This window comes from Lysinibacillus sp. FSL K6-1151 (genome assembly GCF_038630755.1).
Taxonomy (GTDB): domain Bacteria; phylum Bacillota; class Bacilli; order Bacillales_A; family Planococcaceae; genus Lysinibacillus; species Lysinibacillus fusiformis_D.
Genome location: NZ_CP152040.1, coordinates 4,523,459 through 4,543,254, shown reverse-complemented (window position 1 = coordinate 4,543,254; position 19,796 = coordinate 4,523,459). Strand labels below are relative to the sequence as shown.

Annotated in this window: 16 protein-coding genes; 11 read left to right on the top strand and 5 right to left on the bottom strand. The window is 37.0% G+C overall.

Annotation, left to right across the window (positions count from 1 at the left end; translation table 11 throughout):
* Positions 1–187: 187 nt before the first annotated feature.
* Positions 188–1,171 (bottom strand): GMP reductase, encoded by a 984-nt coding sequence (gene guaC / locus MHI04_RS22100; RefSeq protein WP_036119459.1) that lies wholly within the window; start codon positions 1,169–1,171, stop codon positions 188–190.
* Positions 1,172–1,407: 236 nt separating this feature from the next.
* Between guaC and MHI04_RS22095 the strand changes: the two genes are divergently transcribed.
* A complete protein-coding gene (locus tag MHI04_RS22095) occupies positions 1,408–1,827 on the top strand; it encodes a VOC family protein (RefSeq protein WP_036119456.1) in 420 nt (139 codons plus the stop codon).
* Between the two features lie 101 nt (positions 1,828–1,928).
* Here MHI04_RS22095 and MHI04_RS22090 read toward each other — a convergent pair whose 3' ends face one another.
* Positions 1,929–3,878, bottom strand: coding sequence for a methyl-accepting chemotaxis protein (locus MHI04_RS22090; RefSeq protein WP_340812373.1), 1,950 nt, complete (start codon positions 3,876–3,878; stop codon positions 1,929–1,931).
* Positions 3,879–4,146: 268 nt separating this feature from the next.
* The gene (locus MHI04_RS22085; RefSeq protein ID WP_340812372.1) at positions 4,147–6,096 is read right to left on the bottom strand and encodes a methyl-accepting chemotaxis protein; all 1,950 of its coding nucleotides are present in this window, start codon (positions 6,094–6,096) and stop codon (positions 4,147–4,149) included.
* A 226-nt stretch (positions 6,097–6,322) separates the two neighbouring features.
* Between MHI04_RS22085 and MHI04_RS22080 the strand changes: the two genes are divergently transcribed.
* Positions 6,323–6,703, top strand: a complete 381-nt coding sequence (locus MHI04_RS22080) for a VOC family protein (RefSeq protein WP_089933349.1) — start codon at positions 6,323–6,325, stop codon at positions 6,701–6,703.
* A gap of 87 nt (positions 6,704–6,790) precedes the next feature.
* Here the strand turns inward: MHI04_RS22080 and MHI04_RS22075 are convergent, their stop codons facing one another.
* A complete protein-coding gene (locus MHI04_RS22075) occupies positions 6,791–7,537 on the bottom strand; it encodes a hypothetical protein (protein WP_036119444.1) in 747 nt (248 codons plus the stop codon).
* Between the two features lie 281 nt (positions 7,538–7,818).
* On the opposite strand from MHI04_RS22075, the gene MHI04_RS22070 reads away from it, so the two are divergent.
* From MHI04_RS22070 to MHI04_RS22050, 5 genes are all read left to right on the top strand, one after another.
* Positions 7,819–8,988: an acyl-CoA dehydrogenase family protein gene (locus MHI04_RS22070; RefSeq protein WP_058844106.1), complete on the top strand. Its 1,170-nt coding sequence runs from the start codon at positions 7,819–7,821 to the stop codon at positions 8,986–8,988.
* Between the two features lie 30 nt (positions 8,989–9,018).
* Positions 9,019–9,882, top strand: a complete 864-nt coding sequence (locus tag MHI04_RS22065; RefSeq protein ID WP_036123919.1) for a transporter substrate-binding domain-containing protein — start codon at positions 9,019–9,021, stop codon at positions 9,880–9,882.
* Between the two features lie 82 nt (positions 9,883–9,964).
* A complete protein-coding gene (locus MHI04_RS22060) occupies positions 9,965–10,672 on the top strand; it encodes an amino acid ABC transporter permease (RefSeq protein ID WP_036123917.1) in 708 nt (235 codons plus the stop codon).
* A gap of 15 nt (positions 10,673–10,687) precedes the next feature.
* Positions 10,688–11,389, top strand: a complete 702-nt coding sequence (locus tag MHI04_RS22055; protein WP_036123914.1) for an amino acid ABC transporter permease — start codon at positions 10,688–10,690, stop codon at positions 11,387–11,389.
* 13 nt (positions 11,390–11,402) lie between these two features.
* Positions 11,403–12,158, top strand: coding sequence for an amino acid ABC transporter ATP-binding protein (locus tag MHI04_RS22050; RefSeq protein WP_058844107.1), 756 nt, complete (start codon positions 11,403–11,405; stop codon positions 12,156–12,158).
* 372 nt (positions 12,159–12,530) lie between these two features.
* Here the strand turns inward: MHI04_RS22050 and helD are convergent, their stop codons facing one another.
* Positions 12,531–14,834 (bottom strand): RNA polymerase recycling motor HelD, encoded by a 2,304-nt coding sequence (gene helD / locus MHI04_RS22045; RefSeq protein WP_036123902.1) that lies wholly within the window; start codon positions 14,832–14,834, stop codon positions 12,531–12,533.
* Positions 14,835–15,413: 579 nt separating this feature from the next.
* Between helD and MHI04_RS22040 the strand changes: the two genes are divergently transcribed.
* The 4 genes from MHI04_RS22040 (at position 15,414) to MHI04_RS22025 (ending at position 19,781) form a co-directional block, all read left to right on the top strand.
* Positions 15,414–16,826, top strand: coding sequence for an AbgT family transporter (locus MHI04_RS22040; protein ID WP_036123899.1), 1,413 nt, complete (start codon positions 15,414–15,416; stop codon positions 16,824–16,826).
* A 22-nt stretch (positions 16,827–16,848) separates the two neighbouring features.
* The gene (locus MHI04_RS22035) at positions 16,849–18,027 is read left to right on the top strand and encodes an amidohydrolase (RefSeq protein WP_308221978.1); all 1,179 of its coding nucleotides are present in this window, start codon (positions 16,849–16,851) and stop codon (positions 18,025–18,027) included.
* A gap of 141 nt (positions 18,028–18,168) precedes the next feature.
* Positions 18,169–19,125, top strand: coding sequence for an AAA family ATPase (locus tag MHI04_RS22030; protein WP_058845143.1), 957 nt, complete (start codon positions 18,169–18,171; stop codon positions 19,123–19,125).
* A 20-nt stretch (positions 19,126–19,145) separates the two neighbouring features.
* Positions 19,146–19,781, top strand: coding sequence for an RNA ligase family protein (locus MHI04_RS22025; RefSeq protein ID WP_036123890.1), 636 nt, complete (start codon positions 19,146–19,148; stop codon positions 19,779–19,781).
* The last annotated feature ends 15 nt before the right edge of the window (positions 19,782–19,796 follow it).

Here is a 19,796-nt window from a genome sequence, read left to right as displayed (position 1 = left end):
AACCTCCGTTCCTCCAATATAGTTATATTATAATATATAGTTTTCTAATAAAATAGAAAATTCTGATAATGAATGTCATATTTTAATATACTATGTATTCATGATGCTTATAGAACAATTGATGGGGAAGGTCTCATAAAAGAACCCCAATAAAGAACAAGTAGTTCTTTATCGGGGTTACTATGGATTAGTATACTTTATCTCCATTGAAGATAGAATTTTTTACGATAACATAATCAACATTTCGAATAGCCTCTAGTTTTGTGCCACCAGCATAAGAAATAGATGATTGTAAGTCTTGCTGCATCTCGATTAATGTATCTTTGATGCTACCTTTATGCTCAACATACATTTTCTTTCCTTCGACATTTTTGCGTTCGCCTTTTTGGAATTCAGAGGCAGAGCCGAAGTATTCCTTCACCGTTTTACCATCAACCTCAATTGTTTCACCTGGTGATTCTTCATGCCCAGCAAATAAAGAACCAATCATCACCATTGAAGCGCCGAAACGTACAGATTTAGCGATATCGCCATGTGTACGAATACCACCGTCAGCAATAATTGGCTTTGTAGCAGCCTTTGCACACCAACGTAGTGCAGCTAGCTGCCAGCCACCTGTACCAAAGCCTGTTTTGATTTTAGTAATACAAACTTTACCTGGTCCAATGCCTACTTTTGTAGCATCTGCGCCAGCATTTTCTAGTTCACGTACGGCTTCAGGTGTTCCAACGTTTCCAGCAATGACAAAGCTGTTTGGTAAGTGCTTTTTAATATGCTGAATCATACGAATAACAGCATTTGAATGACCATGTGCAATATCAATTGTAATAAATTCAGGTACTAAATTAGCAGCTGCTAATTCTTCAATAAACGCATATTCATCTTCTTTTACACCAACACTGATCGAGGCAATTAAGCCCTTTCCTTGCATTTCTTGAATGAAGTTTATACGAGTTTCTGGTTGGAAACGGTGCATAATATAAAAGTAACCGTTTTCAGCAAGTTTCTTAGCAAGATTTTCGTCAATAATTGTTTGCATATTTGCAGGTACTACAGGAAGCTTAAAAGTATGCCCACCTAAAGTAACCGAAGTATCACACTCTGAACGACTTTCTACAATACATTTTGCGGGAATTAGTTGAATATCCTCATAGTCAAATACGTTATCCATTATATACACTCCTAAAATACGAATATTTTTAAAGATTTATTTTAAATTGTTCGCCATTTGGTAATTTACATGATTTTTGAGTAAATGTCAAAGCTTTTACGAAAATAAATGAAAAATTTAAAAATAAGGGGGAATAAATTTATTTGTAGATGAATGATTCCATTTATAATTTGTGCTATGTTTTGTAATCCATGTACAATAGAATTGTTTCAAAAAATGACAAGGGAGTGTTGGAAATGGCAGTAGAAGTGTATTTGATCTTTAATGGAAATTGTCGAGAGGCTGTTGCGTTTTACGAAAATGCTTTTAATACGGACAAGGCTGAAATTATGACGTTTGGAGATTCACCTCAAAATCCTGATTACCCACTACCAGAGGAAGCGAAAGATCTTGTGATGCATACAAGACTTTCTGTATTTGGTAGTAGAATTATGTTCTCAGATACATTTCCAGGCTCACCGTTCTCCGTTGGGAATAATGTTACATTAGCGGTTGTTTCCGATGACGAAGAGCAAATGCGAGCAGCATTTGATAAGCTGAAAGACGGAGGAAAAGTAACGATGGAGTTACAAGAAACATTTTGGAGTAAATGTTACGGTTCGTTGACAGATAAATTCGGTATTGAATGGCAATTTAGCCATGAGGCAAATGAATAAATAGCTAATTAAAAGCACGCTGATCTTGGAAAGTCCAAAGATCATCGTGCTTTATTTTAATTCATCCATGTCTTTTGTCGAAAGCCAAGCGTTATGGATAATTAGTAATTAAATCGGTCTACATAGCCTTGTAATTCGTCCGCCATATCAAGTAAAGTTTTAGCCGAAGAAGCGATTTCCTGCATGGAGGACAATGTTTGTTCCGTTGAAGCGGCAACTTCTTCAGAGGCTGCTGCATTTAGTTTTGCATGGTCTGATAGCTCAATGGCTGTTGCGGATACTTCTTCTACAACGGCAGACATTTCTTGTGCCGAAGCTGATATATCTTCCATTTTCGGTGCAATCTCTCGAAGACTTTCAACGATACTTGTAAATTTCTTTTTCGTATCCTCAGATTGCTGTAACCCTTCTTGGACATCTGATGAAGCTTTCATCATCGTTTGCACAGATTTAGCTGTGTCCTGTTGTATGCCTGTAATAAGCGTAGAAATTTGTTCTGCTGATTGATGGGATTGTTCCGCTAATTTACGTACTTCATCTGCTACAACCGCAAAGCCTTTGCCTTGTTCACCAGCTCGGGCTGCTTCAATAGCGGCATTCAGAGCAAGAAGGTTCGTTTGGTCAGAAATGGCACTAATAATTTCTATAATGGAACCAATTTCTTTTGTTCGATCAAACAGTGATTTAATCATTGTGTCGGACTGTGTCACAGATTCATGGATGGAAACCATTTGATTCACAGTTTGTTCAACAGATTGTCCGCCTTCCTCTGCTAATTGGATAGCCTGACTGGACAGGTCTGAAACTTGTAGGGCACTATCTGCCACTTCTACAACACCTTTAGCAATTTCCTCAATGGAAACAGCATTTTGATCGATTCCAGTTGTTTGTTTTTCGGTGCTGATAGCTACCTGCTGCATAGCCTCTGTTACCTGTTCAGATGCAGCTATGTTTTGTTCAGCATTAGCTGAAAGTCCTTGGGCAGAGGTTTGAACATGCTGAGAGCTTTGGTCAACATTGCGTATCAGTTTTTTTAAGCTAACTTTCATCGAGACAAATGCCTCACCAAGCTGTCCAATTTCATCCTTTGTATGAATATCAATAAACTCCGTTAAATCGCCATCACTAATTTTTAATGCACTTTGTTGAAGTCGTTTAATAGGGTTCACAATAGATTTAATCATAGAGAGCATAAAAATAATTCCTACAATAATAGAAATACCAATGATGAGCAATGTGATAGTAAATGAAGCAGTAGCTGCCTCTGTAGCCTCTGCGATGAACATTGTACCAACTATTTTCCACCCTGTAAGTTCATTGGTTTCAAAACGTAACTGGCGATCATCTTCCGTAATCATACCTTCCTGTTGTTCGTAAACTTTTGCCATATATTCTTCTGTTGCTTGTGAGCCGCTTTCTTTATCTTTTTGCGCAATATATAGCTGATTACGATCTAGTAAGGATGCAAACCCAGTTTCTCCTATACGTGTTTCGTCTGTCAGTGCACTAAGAACCGAGATATTTACATCTAAGGCCATCACACCAGAATTATCTGGAAGAGCTTGCATGACAGTCACTACTACATTATTTGTTGATTTTGAGATATATGGTGAAGTAATGGATACTTGCCCTTTGTTCTCAATTGCTTCTACGTACCAAGGTCGTTTACGTGGATCATAATCACTTGCATAATCATGGACGGGTTCATCAATTATTTGACCATCTGCTGTTCCAATATATAACAGCTCTACCTCAGGATGAGTATTAATATATTCTTGAAAAAGTTTTTTTAATTCAATTTTTTTATCTTCTTGTAAATAAGATTGATTTATTTTTTTGGAAAAATATCCAATGTCATGAACTTTTGGCGCAATTGTATTTGTAATATTGCTGTTAAGCATACGCACACTTTCCTTAGCGCTTGCTTGTTGCTCTTCTAAAATCTGATTTTTAGTACTTTTAAAGGAGGTATACCCGATTAAAAGTGCGGGAATGAGGAGTATCATTAAAAATGCAAAAATGAGTTTCTTTCTTAAGCTAATCTGTTTCATATAGTATTCCTCCTTAAAATGACATTAGTTAATTGTCATAATTTGATAACTGGTTCAATAGACAAGTCATTCCAATGTTTAATCTGATTCTAAGAGGAAAATGAATAATAATCAACATAATTTTCTGAAAAATCTGGAAAATAAAGTTATACTATAGTACTTTTTGTAGAAAAATATTTTATTTTGTAATTTCCCCTGTTTTTATATGTCAAATTAGTACAGAAAAAATCTGAGCTCCATAATAGAACTCAGATTCTGAAAGGATAATTTAATATTCAAAACGATTTACGTAACCTTGCAATTCATCCGCCATATCAAGTAACGTTTTGGCAGAGGATGCCATGTCCTGCATAGAGGATAAAGTTTGCTCAGTAGAAGCAGCAACTTCCTCTGTAGCTGCAGCATTTAATTTGGCGTGATCTGATAATTCAATAGCTGTAGCGGAGACTTCTTCCACGACTGCAGACATTTCTTGTGCAGAGGCAGAGATATCCTCCATCTTTGGCGCAATGTTTCGTAGACTTTCAATAATGCTGGCGAATTTCTTACTTGCTGATTCTGTCAATTGTAAGCCATCCTGAACATCTGCTGAAGCCTTGACCATAGTCTGCACAGATTTAGCTGTATCCTGCTGAATACTCGTAATGAGCGCAGCAATTTGCTCTGCTGATTGGTGAGATTGCTCTGCTAATTTTCGTACTTCATCGGCTACTACGGCAAAGCCTTTGCCATGTTCTCCAGCTCTTGCTGCCTCGATAGCAGCATTGAGGGCTAGTAAATTTGTTTGGTCTGAAATGGCACTAATCATCTCTAAAATGGAACCGATTTCTTTCGTGCGATCATATAGAGTTTTAATCATTGTATCTGATTGTGTAACAGATTCATGAATAGAGTTCATTTGTTGTACAGTTTGCTCGACTGCTTGTCCACCTTCATCTGCCAGTTGGATAGCATGGCTAGAAAGGTCTAATACCTGCATAGAGCTGTCTGCGACCTCAACAACCCCTTTAGCAATTTCCTCAATGGAGATAGCGTTTTGGTCAATACCTGTTGTTTGCTTTTCCGTGCTGACTGCCATTTGTTGCATAGCATCCGCAACCTGTTCAGAGGCAGCAATATTTTGTTCTGCATTGGCAGATAAATCTTGAGCAGACTTTTGAACATGCTGGGAGCTTTGGTCCACGTTGCGAATTAGTTTTTTCAAGCTAACCTTCATGGAGATAAAAGCTTCCCCAAGTTGTCCAATTTCATCTTTAGAATGAATTTCAATAAACTCTGTTAAATTACCTTCACTAATTTTCAACGCGCTTTGCTTAAGTCGATTAATTGGATTAACTACAGACTTAATCATGAAGAGCATAAACATAATACCAACTAGAATGGACACAACAATAATGATCAAGTTGATATTTAAAGTGGAGGCAGCAGCCTTTGCAGCTTCTGCAGTAAACATTGTGCCTATTATCTTCCAGCCAGTAAGTTCATTTGTAGCAAACTGTAAATGACGGTCTCTTTCAATAATTGTGCCGCTTTCTTGCTCATAAATTTTAGTGATATAGTTTTCTGTTGCCTCAGTACCACTTTCTTTTTCAGGCTGTGCGATATAGAGCTTATTGCTATCTAGAAGAGATGCAAAACCAGTCTCTCCAATGCGGATATTATTCGTAATATCACTTAATGTAGAAATGTTAAGATCTAATCCTATGACTCCAGAACCATCTGGTAAAGCCTGCGTAATTGTAATGACAATGTCACCCGTTGATTGTGTAACATAAGGGGCAGTGATGGAGACCTCTCCATTATTATCTAAAGCTTGCTTATACCAAGGTCTTGTACGAGGATCGAAGCCATCAGGATAGTCTTGAGCAGGCTCGTCAAGTAGTTTGCCATCGGCAGTACCAATATAAATCAGCTCTACTTCAGGGTGCATATTAATGTATTCGCTTAGTAATGATTGAAGTTTCGGAATGTTATGATCTTGAAAGTAGGTTTTACTAAATTTTTTTGAAAAATATTGCACATCTTTTAGTTTGGGTTCAATGGTATTCGTAATATTAGTATTAAGAATACGTACACTTTCAGTTGCACTTGCATGTTGTTCTTCGGAAATTTGCTTTTCTGCACTTTGGTAGGAAACAATTCCAATCAACAGGGTTGGGATGAGAAGCATTGCTAAAAACGAAAAAATAAGCTTTTTTCTTAAACTTAGTTGTTTCACTTGTATTATCCTCACATAATTTTTTTAGTCTAAACTTTTCCCTAGAAGGTAAATAATTCTCATTCTATCAGAAATAAAATAAAAGTTAAGTACTTTGGAATAATAATTTACAAGTTATATATATTATGGTCAATTATTCGAAATTTCGCTAAATTGAAATCGTTAGAAGCTATATAAAGCTACAGTTTGATATATACTAATGCTCAAAAGAGGAGGGAAATAGGTTATGATTCATCAAATCGGGCAGGTAATGCTATATGTTAATGACCAAGAGGTAGCAGTAAAGTTTTGGACAGAAAAAGTGGGGTTTGTTGTCGTTGCTGATCAGGAAGAAGCAGGGATGCGCTGGATTGAAATTGCGCCAACGAAGGATGCACAAACATCATTTGTGTTGCACAATAAAGAGATCATAGCTAAAATGCAGCCGGAGCTAAACTTAGGAACTCCGTCTATCATGTTTTATGCTGATAAAATTGAAGAAATGTACCAAGATTTTCAGGCAAAGGGCATTAAAGTGGGCGATTTAGTTATGATGCCAATGGGTAGGGTATTTAATTTTGCTGATCCTGAAAATAACTATTTTGCCTTAGTTGAAAAACAAATATAAATGATGGAATCTGCTCGTATTTTGCTTTGTTTTTAAGCAAAAATGAACAGATTCCTGTTTTTCATCTTATTTAATAGAGAGAGTCTTCTATGATAAATCCTCTCCAAAAATACTAACCGTTTGTCGATCTATCATAAATTCATGACCATTCCATTTTAAAACATTTTCTACATAGCCTAGTCCATCGGCATGATACCTACCTGCAATTCCTTGATACCCTAAAATTTCATAGGTTCCATCTCGATCATAATCAATGGGATATAGTCCGCTAAAAGGGTCTACCCAGCCTTCTATAGGTTGCTTTAATGTACCGTCTGGATTATAAATTTCTGCTAAGTAGTCCGCTCCTTTATACTGTAAATCGATTGTGTATCTTTTAGCGGGATTCGAACTTTGAACTACAGCCTTGTAGTGATCTACATAATTAACGCTATATTTGAGTTTATTATTAAAAGACTCTGCGTCAAAAATAGAACGAACTTGATTGTTGATGGATGAAAATATTTCACCGTTTATAATTCCTCCGCTACCCCCAGTATCAGAGACAACCAGAATATCCTCAATATGATTACCAGTAAAATCGCCTAGAAAAATAGTCGGATTATAGCCCAAATTCTGTTTCAAGGGAAATTGTTGCATTTGTTGTGTTTGCACATAAAAAATAGTGAGTGTGATATTTTTCCACAGAGGGCTATCCGGTTGTTGAACGCCCACTAAAAAAATTGTTTCCAAAAAACCATCGCCATTAATATCTCCAAACTTAGTTTGAATTACTTGTGGAGCCAAATAGGATAAGGTGCCAGCACTTTGTGGCGAATTAAAATGATTAGTCATGTATACACCTCTTTCATTAGTCTTAGCATATGTTGTAAACAAAGCATGGTGCATAAATTAAAGGGTAAAATTGAAACATTGTAATTCATATTAAACTAACAAAAAAACTTGAGTTTCACCCATTGACATTTTCAAATGTGAAAAGTATTATAAATGTCAACGAATCAGAAAATTCAGTACCGAATAGTGTCTCACTACAATATGTAGGCAGAGATTTTTTTTCACTATTAATTCTTAGTAATTTTATATGATTTATATATATTAGGAAGAAGGAGATTTACTTGAAGGATTTATTTGTAAAAACAGAGCGACAACGGTTTTGGTTAGATCAGCTAGCAGCTATTGCAGAGCCAATTAAGGCTGAGGCTGTTGAGGTAGACGAACAATCTCGTTTCCCGTTTGAAGCACATCAATTGCTTTTGCAAATTGGCTATCCACAACTAACTTTACCGAAACAATATGGCGGAGAGGGTTTATCGGTCTATGATATGGTCCTTGTGCAAGAAACATTAGCAAGCTATGACGAAAATGCATCTCTTTCTCTTGGCTGGACATTAGGCGTTGTTGGTGAAATATATGAAACCCACTTATGGACTGAAGATGTATTAACAGCATTCGCTCAGGAAATAAAGAGCGGTGCCATCATTAATAGAGCAGTTAGTGAGGCAGCAACGGGTAGTCCAACACGCGGTGGTCGACCTGGAACATATGCTGTTTCGACAAAAGAGGGCTGGCTATTAAATGGACGCAAAATCTTTACGACTGCGTCACCGGTGCTCGATTATTTCCTTACTTCAGCTTGGATTGAAGAAAAGCAACAAATTGGTTTTTTCCTCATTCATAAAGATTCTGTAGGGCTAACGATTGAAGAAAATTGGGAAATGTCTGCGATGCGAGGTACTAGTAGCCATGATCTTGTGTTAAAAGATGTCATAGTGGCAACAGAGCATTTAGTAGAGTTACCAAGTCATCCTAGTGGTGGCAAGATAAATGGCTGGATACTCCATATCCCAGCAACATACTTAGGTATTGCACAGGCTGCCCGTGACTATGCGATCCATTTTGCCAATCATCATCAACCGAATAGCTTGAATGCTCCGATTAGTACGTTGCCAAATGTACAACAGCTTTTAGGAGATATTGAATTAAAGCTTCATCAAGCACGTTTTGTCTTGTATGGAGTGGCTGAGGCTTATGATGATCCAGCTAGACGTAGTTTATTAACAAATGAAATGGCTGTTGCTAAACATACAGTAACAAACATGGCAATAGATATAGTCGATAAGGCAATGCGTGTAGTGGGAGCGAAAAGCTTGCAGCTATCCAATCCATTACAACGCTATTATCGTAACGTCCGTGCAGGACTTCATAATCCGCCCATGGATGATATGACGATTATAAAGTTAGCGACTGCCGCTATTGAACAACAAAGATTAAATGGAAATTCATAATGATTACATGGAAATAAGGAGAAATGACAGATGAAAAAGAATAGATTATTTCAATTTGCCGCAATTGGTTTGGCTTCTATAGCACTTTTGACGGGGTGTAATTCAGGGGAATCAGCAGATAAGGATTCAGGTGATGGTGAACAGGTTCGTACAGTAAAGGTCGCCTACGATCAAGCCTCCAAGCCTATTAGCTATATCGACGATAATGGAAATCCAACAGGGTATGATGTAGAAGTAATGAAATTAGTAGATGAATTATTACCTGACTATCAATTTGAATACGTAGGTACAACAAGTGATGATTTGTTGATTGGTGTTGAGCAAGGGAAATATCAAGTAGGGGTTAAAAATGCCTTCTTTACACAGGAGCGTACAGAGAAATTTATTTTCCCGAAGGAATTTTTAGGGTTAAGTAGTGCGGGGCTCGTTTTACGTAAAGAGGATGAAGGTGTGAAAACATTAGCCGATTTTGCAAAAAAAGGTTATTCTTTAGCACCGATTGCTGCTAATAACGCGCAATATACAATTATCGATGAGTATAATACGGCAAATCCAGATAATAAAGTACAACTTCAAGCTGGTGATGCATTTACCGTAGACGTTGTGCAGTGGGTAAATGAAGGTCGTGTTGATGGTGGCGTCATGATTGAGGGACCATTTAAACAACAAGTGCTTGCTGAGGATGGCCCTTATTACAACTTAAAAGATGAGGTTGTCTATAACGAATTTGCTGTCATTAAAACATGGCCTCTGTTCAATAAAAAAGAGCAAGAATTTGCTAATGCCTACGATAAAGCGATAGCTCAAATTAAAGAGCAGAAAAAACCAAATGAATTAAGCACCAAGTTCTATGGTCGCGATTTATTTGAAGTGCTAGAAAATGTTAATCGTTAGTTTGAAACGGAACGAATAATAAGGCTGTTGAGTCTTTAATGCTCAGCAGTCTTTATTCATAAAAGGAAAAGTTGGTGAGGAAATGGATAAATATTTTGATGCAACCTACATTTGGAACGCAATCCCAATGTTATTACCATTTTTAAAAATGACGTTCTTAGTTGCAGGGTCCTCGATTATCTTAGGCACACTATTTGGTTTATTGTTGGCGGCAGCTAAGCTATCTTCAATAAAGTGGTTACAAAAATTCGCAAATTTATATACAACGATTATGCGTTGTACGCCATCCATCGTTTTGTTATTTCTTGTCTATTATGGTGTGCCAGCATTAGCAGAAAATGTTGGTCTTAACCTCCATTCAATTGAAACAGCTATATTCGTTGTCGTAACATTCACCTTACAATTTGCTGCAATCATGTCTGAGGTGATAAGATCAGCCTATTTAGCTATTCCAAAAGGTCAGTTTGAAGCAGCGGTTAGTGTGGGCTTAACACCATTTCAGGCATACTGTCGAATTATTTTCCCACAGGCACTTGTCGTTGCTTTGCCGAACTTTGGGAATGGTATGATTGCTTTGCTACAAGAAGGTGCACTAGCTTATACAATTGGTCTAATTGACATTGTGGGCAAGGCAAATTTAATTATTGCCAGTAACATCAATGCTCATGCCTTAGAAATTTATATTGCATTAGCCATTATTTATTGGGTGTTATCAATTATTATAGAAAAAATATTTACTATATTAGAAAAGATATTTGGGAAGGGTAAGAAAACTTTAGAAACAACTTAAGGAGGAGGCGTGAACGTGAATTATCCATTTTTACTTGAAACATTTTTCATTGCATTATCTGGTGTTCCCATTGCACTCCTTGTCACAGTTGTTGCTTTATTGATAGCTCTGCCACTTGGTTTTTTGTTGGCACTCACTAGAATTAATAAAATTCCAGTTATTCATCATCTAGCAAAAATTTACGTTTCATTCGTGCGAGGAACGCCAATCATTATACAAATCTTTATTATCTATAGTAGTATCCCGTTAATGTTAAAAATTATTTTTGAAAAATATAATATTGCGTATGATATTTATAAAATCAATCCAATTTGGTATGCGTTTATCGTGTTTGCATTCAGCTCAACAGCCATTTTAATAGAGGTCTTTCGTTCTGCGTTAAGCACTATTGAAAAGGGGCAATTAGAGGCTGCACACTCAGTAGGTTTGACAACATTCCAAGCTTATACTCGAATTATCATTCCACAAGCATTAGTAGTTGCGCTACCGAATATTTGTACAGCTACCGTCAATCTTATTAAAGCTACCTCGTTAGGCTACGCAATGTCACTTCCTGAAATTACACTGAAGGCAAAAGTAGCTGCAAATGTTGGCTACAATTACGTGGAAGCCTATCTGGATATCTTTATCGTGTACTTAATATTATGTAGTACGGTGGAGTACTTGTTTAAGCGCTATGAAAAATATTTAAGCAAATATAAAGTGGCAAATGCCTAAGGGGTGAATGAGCATGTTAGAAATTAAAAATATTCATAAATCATTTGGTGGTAATGAAATTTTAAAGGGTGTTGATTTAGCAATTGATAAAGGCGATGTTGTTGTTATTTTAGGCCCTAGTGGCTCGGGAAAAACAACATTATTACGTTGCATCAATTTTTTAGAAAAAGCGGATCAAGGACATGCGACATTTGGAGATATTCAAGTGGATTTTCAACATGTGAAGAAAAAAGACGTACATGCAATTCGCCAACGTGTCGCATTTGTCTTCCAAAATTATAATCTTTTCACTAATAAAACGGCATTAGAAAATGTGACGGAAGGTTTAATCATTGGACGTAAAATTCCTAAAGCACAGGCTGTGGACATTGGTAAAAAGGCACTTGATAAAGTAGGTTTATCGGAAAAGTATGATGCCTATCCAAGTCAACTGTCAGGCGGTCAGCAGCAGCGAGTAGGAATTGCACGTGCAGTAGCATTGAACCCAGATATTATTTTATTTGACGAACCAACGTCCGCACTTGATCCTGAATTAGTAGGTGAGGTCCTACAGGTCATGAAAAATATTGCAGCTGAAGGCACAACAATGCTTGTGGTGACACATGAAATGGGATTCGCCAAAGATGTTGCTAAACGTGTGATTTTCATGGATGGAGGCGTTGTCGTAGAAGAGGGTAGCCCTCATGATATTTTCGTAAGCCCAAAAGAGGAGCGCACAAAGAAATTTTTAAAACGTGTCATTCCAGAAGATTACACTTTCTATATATAAAAACACAGGAGGATCTGTCAGTAACAGATCCTCCTGTTATGTTGTTGAAGAAAGACGAAGTAAATAGCAGAAAAAGACTTTTTGGCAAGGCGAGAGGTTGATTTCCGTTCCGCCAGCATCCTTCTCAGGGCGCGTCCGATGAGCCGCTTCACGCATTCCGTTCGCTCTAGGGTCTCAGCTGTGACGCTGGCTCCACTCCAACCAACCATGTGCAAAAGTGTCTTTTCCTTCTCTTTCATACTGGACGTAGTGGGCTCGGCGCACGCCCACAGGAAAGCAAGTAGCCTGCAACGGAAATCCATTTTCACCTTTCACAAGAATTCTATTGATAGTTTTGTTTTTCAGCACTATGACAGGAGGATCTGTTAGCTATCATTGAAGGAAATGCGTTAATTTGTTGATGGAATAAATGTGTAGCTCATGCATAGCCCTCGTGCAGGCTGTATAAAAATAGTACCGTTCGTTTTCCTTTGCGTAATTAGCAGCAGATGCATTATAAATAAGCACAGCATCAAATTCGATACCTTTCGCCATATAAGCTGGAAGTAATAAAATACCCTTTTTAAACTGCTTCGTATTATGGTTAATCAATTGAATATCTACTTGATTACTTAATTGCCCATATACTGCGGAGCATTCAGCAGCAGTTTTACAAATGACAGCAATGGTTTCAAATTTAGCAGAGAGGTGATGGATGTTTTGGGTAATTTCATCTATCAGTTCCAATTCATTAGGAACGACAGTAATTGATGGTTCTGGACCAGTTCGGTTAAATGCCTCAACTTCGCTACCATCATTTAAAATTTTTGCAGTAAGTTGAATGATTTGTTTTGTCGAACGATAGCTTTTCGTTAAAATCATTTTTTCAGCCTGCTCACCATATAATTGAGGGTCGAGCAGGGAAGGGTTATCGAAGGTATGTGGATGAATCGTTTGATGTCCATCTCCTAAAATAGTCATACGTGCTTTTGGGAATAACTGCTGTAATACAGTTAGTTGGAATGGAGAATAATCTTGCGCTTCATCAATCAATACATGATGGATCATCGTATTAGTCTGCTGCCCTTCAATTTTGTCCTGTAAATATAAAAATGGTGCTGCATCTTCATAAGCTATAAAACGTTTTGCTAAATTTGGAAGTGTCTGCTGGCAAATATCCTCCCAATCGTTTGGCATAAGATGCTGTAAATCTTTAGTAATGGGATTATTCAAATCAAAGAGTTGGCGATACGTACCTAACATATGCACAAACTTTAATTGGTGAACGGAATTGCGTAACGGTTTAAAGTATTTTTTAACAATTTGTCTCGCTAATTTTTGTCGTTCTTGATCTAAATCATCGAATGAATTTTCAGTATAGCGCCCTTCGTATAAAAGCTCACTGTAAGACTTGGAGTAGTCCTCTTTATCTAATAGTTCAGTCGCTTCTTCTACCCATTCTTTTGTACGCTCAGCCTTTTCAAATTTCGTCAGTTGCTGCAATAACCATTCTTTTACGAATTGTAGGCGATTTGGTATCGACATAGTGGAAGGGAAAGAATAGAAGTATTCAGTAATTTCCTGTGCTGTAATAATTCGTTCCCCACGAAATACGATATTTTTAAATAATAAGCCCTTATTGGATAAATAGCTTACATATTGATCCATCAAATGCTTGTAAGCAAGGCTCGCTTTATAAGATATACTACTTAATTTTGTTTGATAATGAGCTTCATCTTTTTCTGTTAAAAGGCCCTCTAATTGCTCGTACGGATATTCCAATTTAAACTGTCGACCTAATCGCTTTTCTACATACTCTATAAACGTTAATTGCTGCATATTGTCCTCGCCTAAATCAGGTAAGACCGTATGGACATATTGGTTAAAAAGTTGATTAGGTGTAATCAGTAAAATTTGATCGGCCGTCATTTCATTGCGATAGCGATACAATAGATAAGCGACTCGTTGTAAAGCCACAGCTGTTTTACCACTACCCGCAACACCCTCTACAATAAGATAGCGTGATTGAACATGGCGAATAATTTTATTTTGCTCAGCTTGAATCGTTGCAACGATACTACGAATATGCTCGTTTGCATTTTGTGCAAGGATAGCAAGCAATAAATCATCCCCAATGGTAAGACCAGTATTAAACATCGATTGTAGCTGCCCGTTTTTAATAATAAATTGCCGTTTCAGTAGCATTTCACCATGAATCTCTTCTGCTGTTGTGTCGTAGGAGGCTTTACCTGGTGTGCAATCATAGTACATACTTGATATAGGTGCACGCCAATCATAAATAACTATATTTTCATCTTGTTCGTCCAATAAAGTGGCAACACCTATATAAATTTTTAATGGATCTTGCTGCCCATCTTGTAAAAAGTCAATACGAGCAAAATAGGGTGACTGTTGTAAACGTTCGTATACCTTTACATTCTGAATTGCACGCTGCTGTGCAAGCTCTGAGTCAGAGAGAAGCTCTACCTGTTGCTTAATCGCGAAAAAGGTTTCGTCAACATCTTCAGCAGTGTCTAAATTGACTCTGACATCGTTCCAAAAAGTTTTCTTCAGAGCGACAGCATTTTCCTTGAAGCTCTTTTCTTTTAGCAATAATTCGTTCTTTTTGTGATCAATGAGGTTTAAACTTTGCTCAAGATGATGTTTTTCTTCTAGCCAGTCATTTTGATTTTCCAACGTTTACTCACATTCCTCTCCATATTTTTCTCTTCTGTTAGTAGTAATCCTCACCTATAAATATGGTGAAAAGAAAATAATTGTGATTCTCCTTTAAATGGTTGTCCAAACACCTTTTTTAGTATATAAACGTATTTAACCTAAGAGGAAATGTAGGGTGATTGAATCAGGAAATTTATCATACATCTACTCCGCAATGAAGTATAGTCTAATAATTATTGTAAATTTATGCTATAATAAAATTATAAAGAAACCTGCGTTTAACGATAAAGGCTGTTCCACAAATAAGTGGAGCAGTCTTTTTTATATGTAGGAAAGTCTAACATTATGCCTGTTTTTTAAGAATTTGTTATTAATATTTAGTTTTTATTTGTCCTAGAAGTAAAAATAAATTTAACTGAATTGTCGAAATATATTGACATTTCATCTTCTGTTTTTTATTCTTGTGTATAAAGTTTCCGTTAATCGGAATGTTTTTCCGCTTGGTGGAAACTTGTAGGTGTGTAAGAAATGCTTAATGGATACGTTGTCTGTGCCTCAGTTCAAAGCTAAAGAAAAAATTATTAGGGGGAGACGGTTATGGTAAACCTACAGCAAGATAAAAAAGAAGATGAACCACGGATAAAGGGAATTAATGCATTTGTATTAATGTTTATTATTATTTTAGTCATGTCGTTACTGACCTATATTTTACCAGCTGGACAATATGAAAGAGTTGAGAGTAATGGCAGAATGATAGTAGATCCAGAATCCTTTCAGTATATCAAGTCAAATCCTATTGGCTTTCTAGAAATATTCAATAGTGTGCATCTGGGAATGCTTGAGGGTGCTTCTATTATTTTATTTGTCTTTTTATTTGGAGGCGCTTTAGGGGTAATGCAAAAGACTGGAGCTATTGATTCCTTTATTAAAGTTATGGCCTCGAAATTTGGAAAACAAGAGTACGTATTAATCCCTATTCTAGTTTTAATATTTGCTAGTTTAGGGACACTAATTGGCTCAGCAGAGGATACGCTTGTCTATATAGCGATTATTATCCCGTTAACGATGGCACTCGGAATGGATGCGATTACAGGCTTTGCGATCGTCATGCTAGGTACATTAGCAACTGGCTTTACTTCAGGCATTACGAACCCATTTAACATTGGTGTAGCTCAAACTATTGCAGAGCTTCCAATGTATTCAGGAATGTCATATCGAATCATTGTGTTCATCGTTTTTTATAGTTTGACAGTACTTTATATATACAGGCATGCAAAAAAAGTGAAGAGTGACCCATCGAAAGGGATTTACGGAAAGTTTAAAAGAGAAGAGAGCATCAAAATTGATTTAGACTTTAAGATGAGCCCACGTCATTTGATAGCACTATTCGTATTATTGGGAAATTTTGTTGCATTGATTGTAGGGGTAATAAAGTATCAATGGTATATAAGTGAAATTGCCGGTGTCTTTCTATTAAGCAGCATTATTATGTCTATTATTTGTAAGATTGGACCAAATAAAATGGCTGAAGGGTTTATTTCTGGTGCCCGGGATATGGTAGAAGGAGCATTAATTATCGGATTTGCCCAAACCATTTTAGTTATTACTACAAATGGAGGATTAATTGATACTATTCTTCATTTTGTTTCAAATACTGTAAGTGTATTACCTGCTTCTATCAATGCGATAGGAATGTTTTTGCTTCAGCTCTGCTTAAATTTCTTAGTACCTTCTGGAAGTGGACAAGCTGCGTTAACGATGCCGATCATGACGCCTTTAGCCGATTTAATTGGTGTAACTAGGCAAACAGCCGTACTGGCTTTCCAGTTTGGTGATGGTATTTCAAATATGGTCATTCCAACAAGTGGTGTTTTATTAGCGGGACTAGCAATAGCAGGTATTCCATTTTCAAAATGGTTCAGATGGGTATTTCCTTACTTCCTTATACAGACAGGCTTAGCGATTGTCTTATTAGTCATTGCGCATCTCATAAATTATGGACCATTTTAATAAAATAAATAATAAATTAGGAGTGATTAGATTGATAGAAACAGCTAATTTAAAACAACAGGTTGTTGAATGGCGTCGGCATTTGCATATGCATCCTGAATTATCACATCAAGAGCATAAGACAGCTCAATATATTTATGATCAATTAATAACGTTTCCTCATTTAGAAGTAAGACGTTTAACAGAAACAAGTGTATGTGCCTTTTTAAGAGGTACAAAAACAGAAGATAAAGGACATACCATTTTACTACGAGCTGATATTGACGCATTGCCGATTGAAGAAGAAACGGATCTACCATTCAAATCAATAAATCCAGGGGTCATGCATGCGTGTGGACATGATGCTCATCCAGCCATGTTACTTGGTGCAGCAAAGGCATTGGCTGAGCGTGGGACCAATTTTAATGGAGAAATTCGTTTTGTTTTTCAGCATGCTGAAGAGGTGACACCAGGGGGGGCTGCTCAACTAGTTGCACTAGGAATAGTAGAGAATGTCGATTATGCTTTCGCTTTACACGTGAGCCCTGATTATGAAGTAGGGCAATTTGCTATGAAAGATGGTAAATTTACTGCAGCAGCAGATGATTTTGAAATTAAAATTTATGGTCGTGGCGGTCATGCATCAACACCAGAGGTCGCTATAGATCCTTTAATAATTGGTTCTGAAATAGTTGTAGCTTTACAAACAATAGTGTCACGTAAAGTGCCAAGTACACATGCACCTGTTTTAACTGTTGCAAAATTTCACTGTGGAACGGCATTAAATATTATTGCAGATACAGCAGAGCTTGGAGGAACAATCCGTTCCCTAGATGCGAAAATTCGTGTGGATACACGAGAACATTTAGAAAAGATAGTGACAGGTATTGCAACTATGCACGGTGCAAAAGTAGACATTAATTGGGAGCTAGGTTGCCCTTCCGTCACAAATGATAAGGAATTAACGGCATTATCTCGTCGTATAGCTGGAGAGATTGTTGGTGCTACAGGTGTGAAGGTATTGCCTGAACCTATATTTGGCACAGAGGATTTTGCCGATTTTTCAGAAGTTGTTCCCTCATCTATGCAATTTATCGGGGTACATAACGTAGAGTTTGGTGAAGCGTACCCATTGCACCATCCTCGTTTTAAAGTAGATGAAGAAGCTCTTATATATGGTGTTCGTTACTTTGAAAATATAGCACGGACACTTTGCCCATAAGTGACGTAAGCTAAAAAATAATGAAGGCATGAGTATTGGTGTGGTAATGGCTCATGCCTTTTAAATTGCTTACAGTATGTATTGAAAACTAAAGGATTGTTCTTTTAATACGATATAGAAACTTGAAGGGAGGTGCAGAGGATGAAGGTAATCTTTACAGTGGGGTTGCCTGGAAGTGGAAAAAGTACATTTGTGAAACAGCTAGCGAAAAGTGAAAATGCGATTATTCTTTCCAGTGATGCAATACGTCAAGAATTGTTTGGTGATGCCACCAAGCAAAAATCACGAGTAGTCTTTCGCACGTTATATGAGCGTCTGAATGATTTAGTGGCAAAAGGTTATTCTGTCATTGTAGATGCCACCAATATAGAGCGGGAGCGCAGAATGTTTGCACTCCGCAAATTGTCGAGTGCGGTTAAGAAGGAATGCTATTACTTTGATACCCCTTATTCAATCTGTGTAGCCAGAAACCAACGGCGGAAGCGGCATGTACCATTATTGGTGATGGAAAAAATGAGAAAGCATCTAGAGTTTCCTACAGCAGGAGAAGGGTTTGATGAAGTGCATATTGTACATGAATCAAGTCCCTATGATATCTCTCGACAGCAATTTGTCTCACTTATACAAAGCCAACCCACTTATGAAGAACTGTTTCAAACACTTCGATCAGTCCCACTTTTTAAAGAAATTTATCATTTCAATCAAGAAAATCCATACCATCAATTTTTACTATGTCAGCATACGTATTTCGTGTTTGCCTATATCAATGAATACTACTTGGAAAGCGATAAACTGGCACTACAATTGGCTGCATTGTTCCATGATGTCGGCAAACCATTTTGCAAAAAATATAAACCATTGCAACAACGATATGGCTATTATGGGCATGAAAATGTATCTGCCCAATTGGTTTGTCATTTTCTCGTAGAGTTGGGCTTTGAAGAGGATTTTGTGTTGAAGGTTGTTCATTTAGTGCAATTTCATATGTTAATCCAGTATGGGGGCGATAAAGGCGGAAGCCAAATTTATCACTTATTAGATGGTGATTTATTAACAAGACTTTATTTCTTCCGAGAGGCAGATCAATTTGCTAAATAAAAAGGAAAGGAAGTGGAACTATGACGAAATTAATGAAATACCCAAGAAGCTTTCATTTACCCTGGAGCAGGGGCTATACCCATGATGATAAAGTTGCTAAAAATGTGAATCATTTTATAGGAAAAGAAGTGGTGGTCACTGAAAAACTAGATGGGGAAGGCACTACGCTTTACAAAGACTATATGCATGCCAGAAGCATCCATTCAGCCAATCATCCTTCTAGACATTGGATAAAAACATTTCATGCAAGTTTTGCGTATCGAATTCCTAATGATTGGCGCTTATGTGGAGAAAATATGTATGCGAAGCATTCCATTTATTATCAAGCCTTAACAAGTTATTTTTATTTATTTAGTATTTGGAATGAAGATAATATTTGTTTAAGTTGGGATGAAACGGTCGCTTTTGCAGCTGAGTTAGGTATTGAAACAGTACCCGTTTTATATCGGGGTATTTTTGATGAAGAACAAATAAAACGGACATTTACTGGTAAATCCATTTTTGATGGTGAACAAGAGGGGTATGTGATTAGAAACGCTGCCTCATTCCATTATGATGATTTTCGCTATAATTTAGGAAAATTTGTGAGACCGCAACATGTTCAAACAAGCGATCATTGGCTACAGGAAGAAATGATTCCAAATGGCTTAAAATAAAATGGATCTAACAAA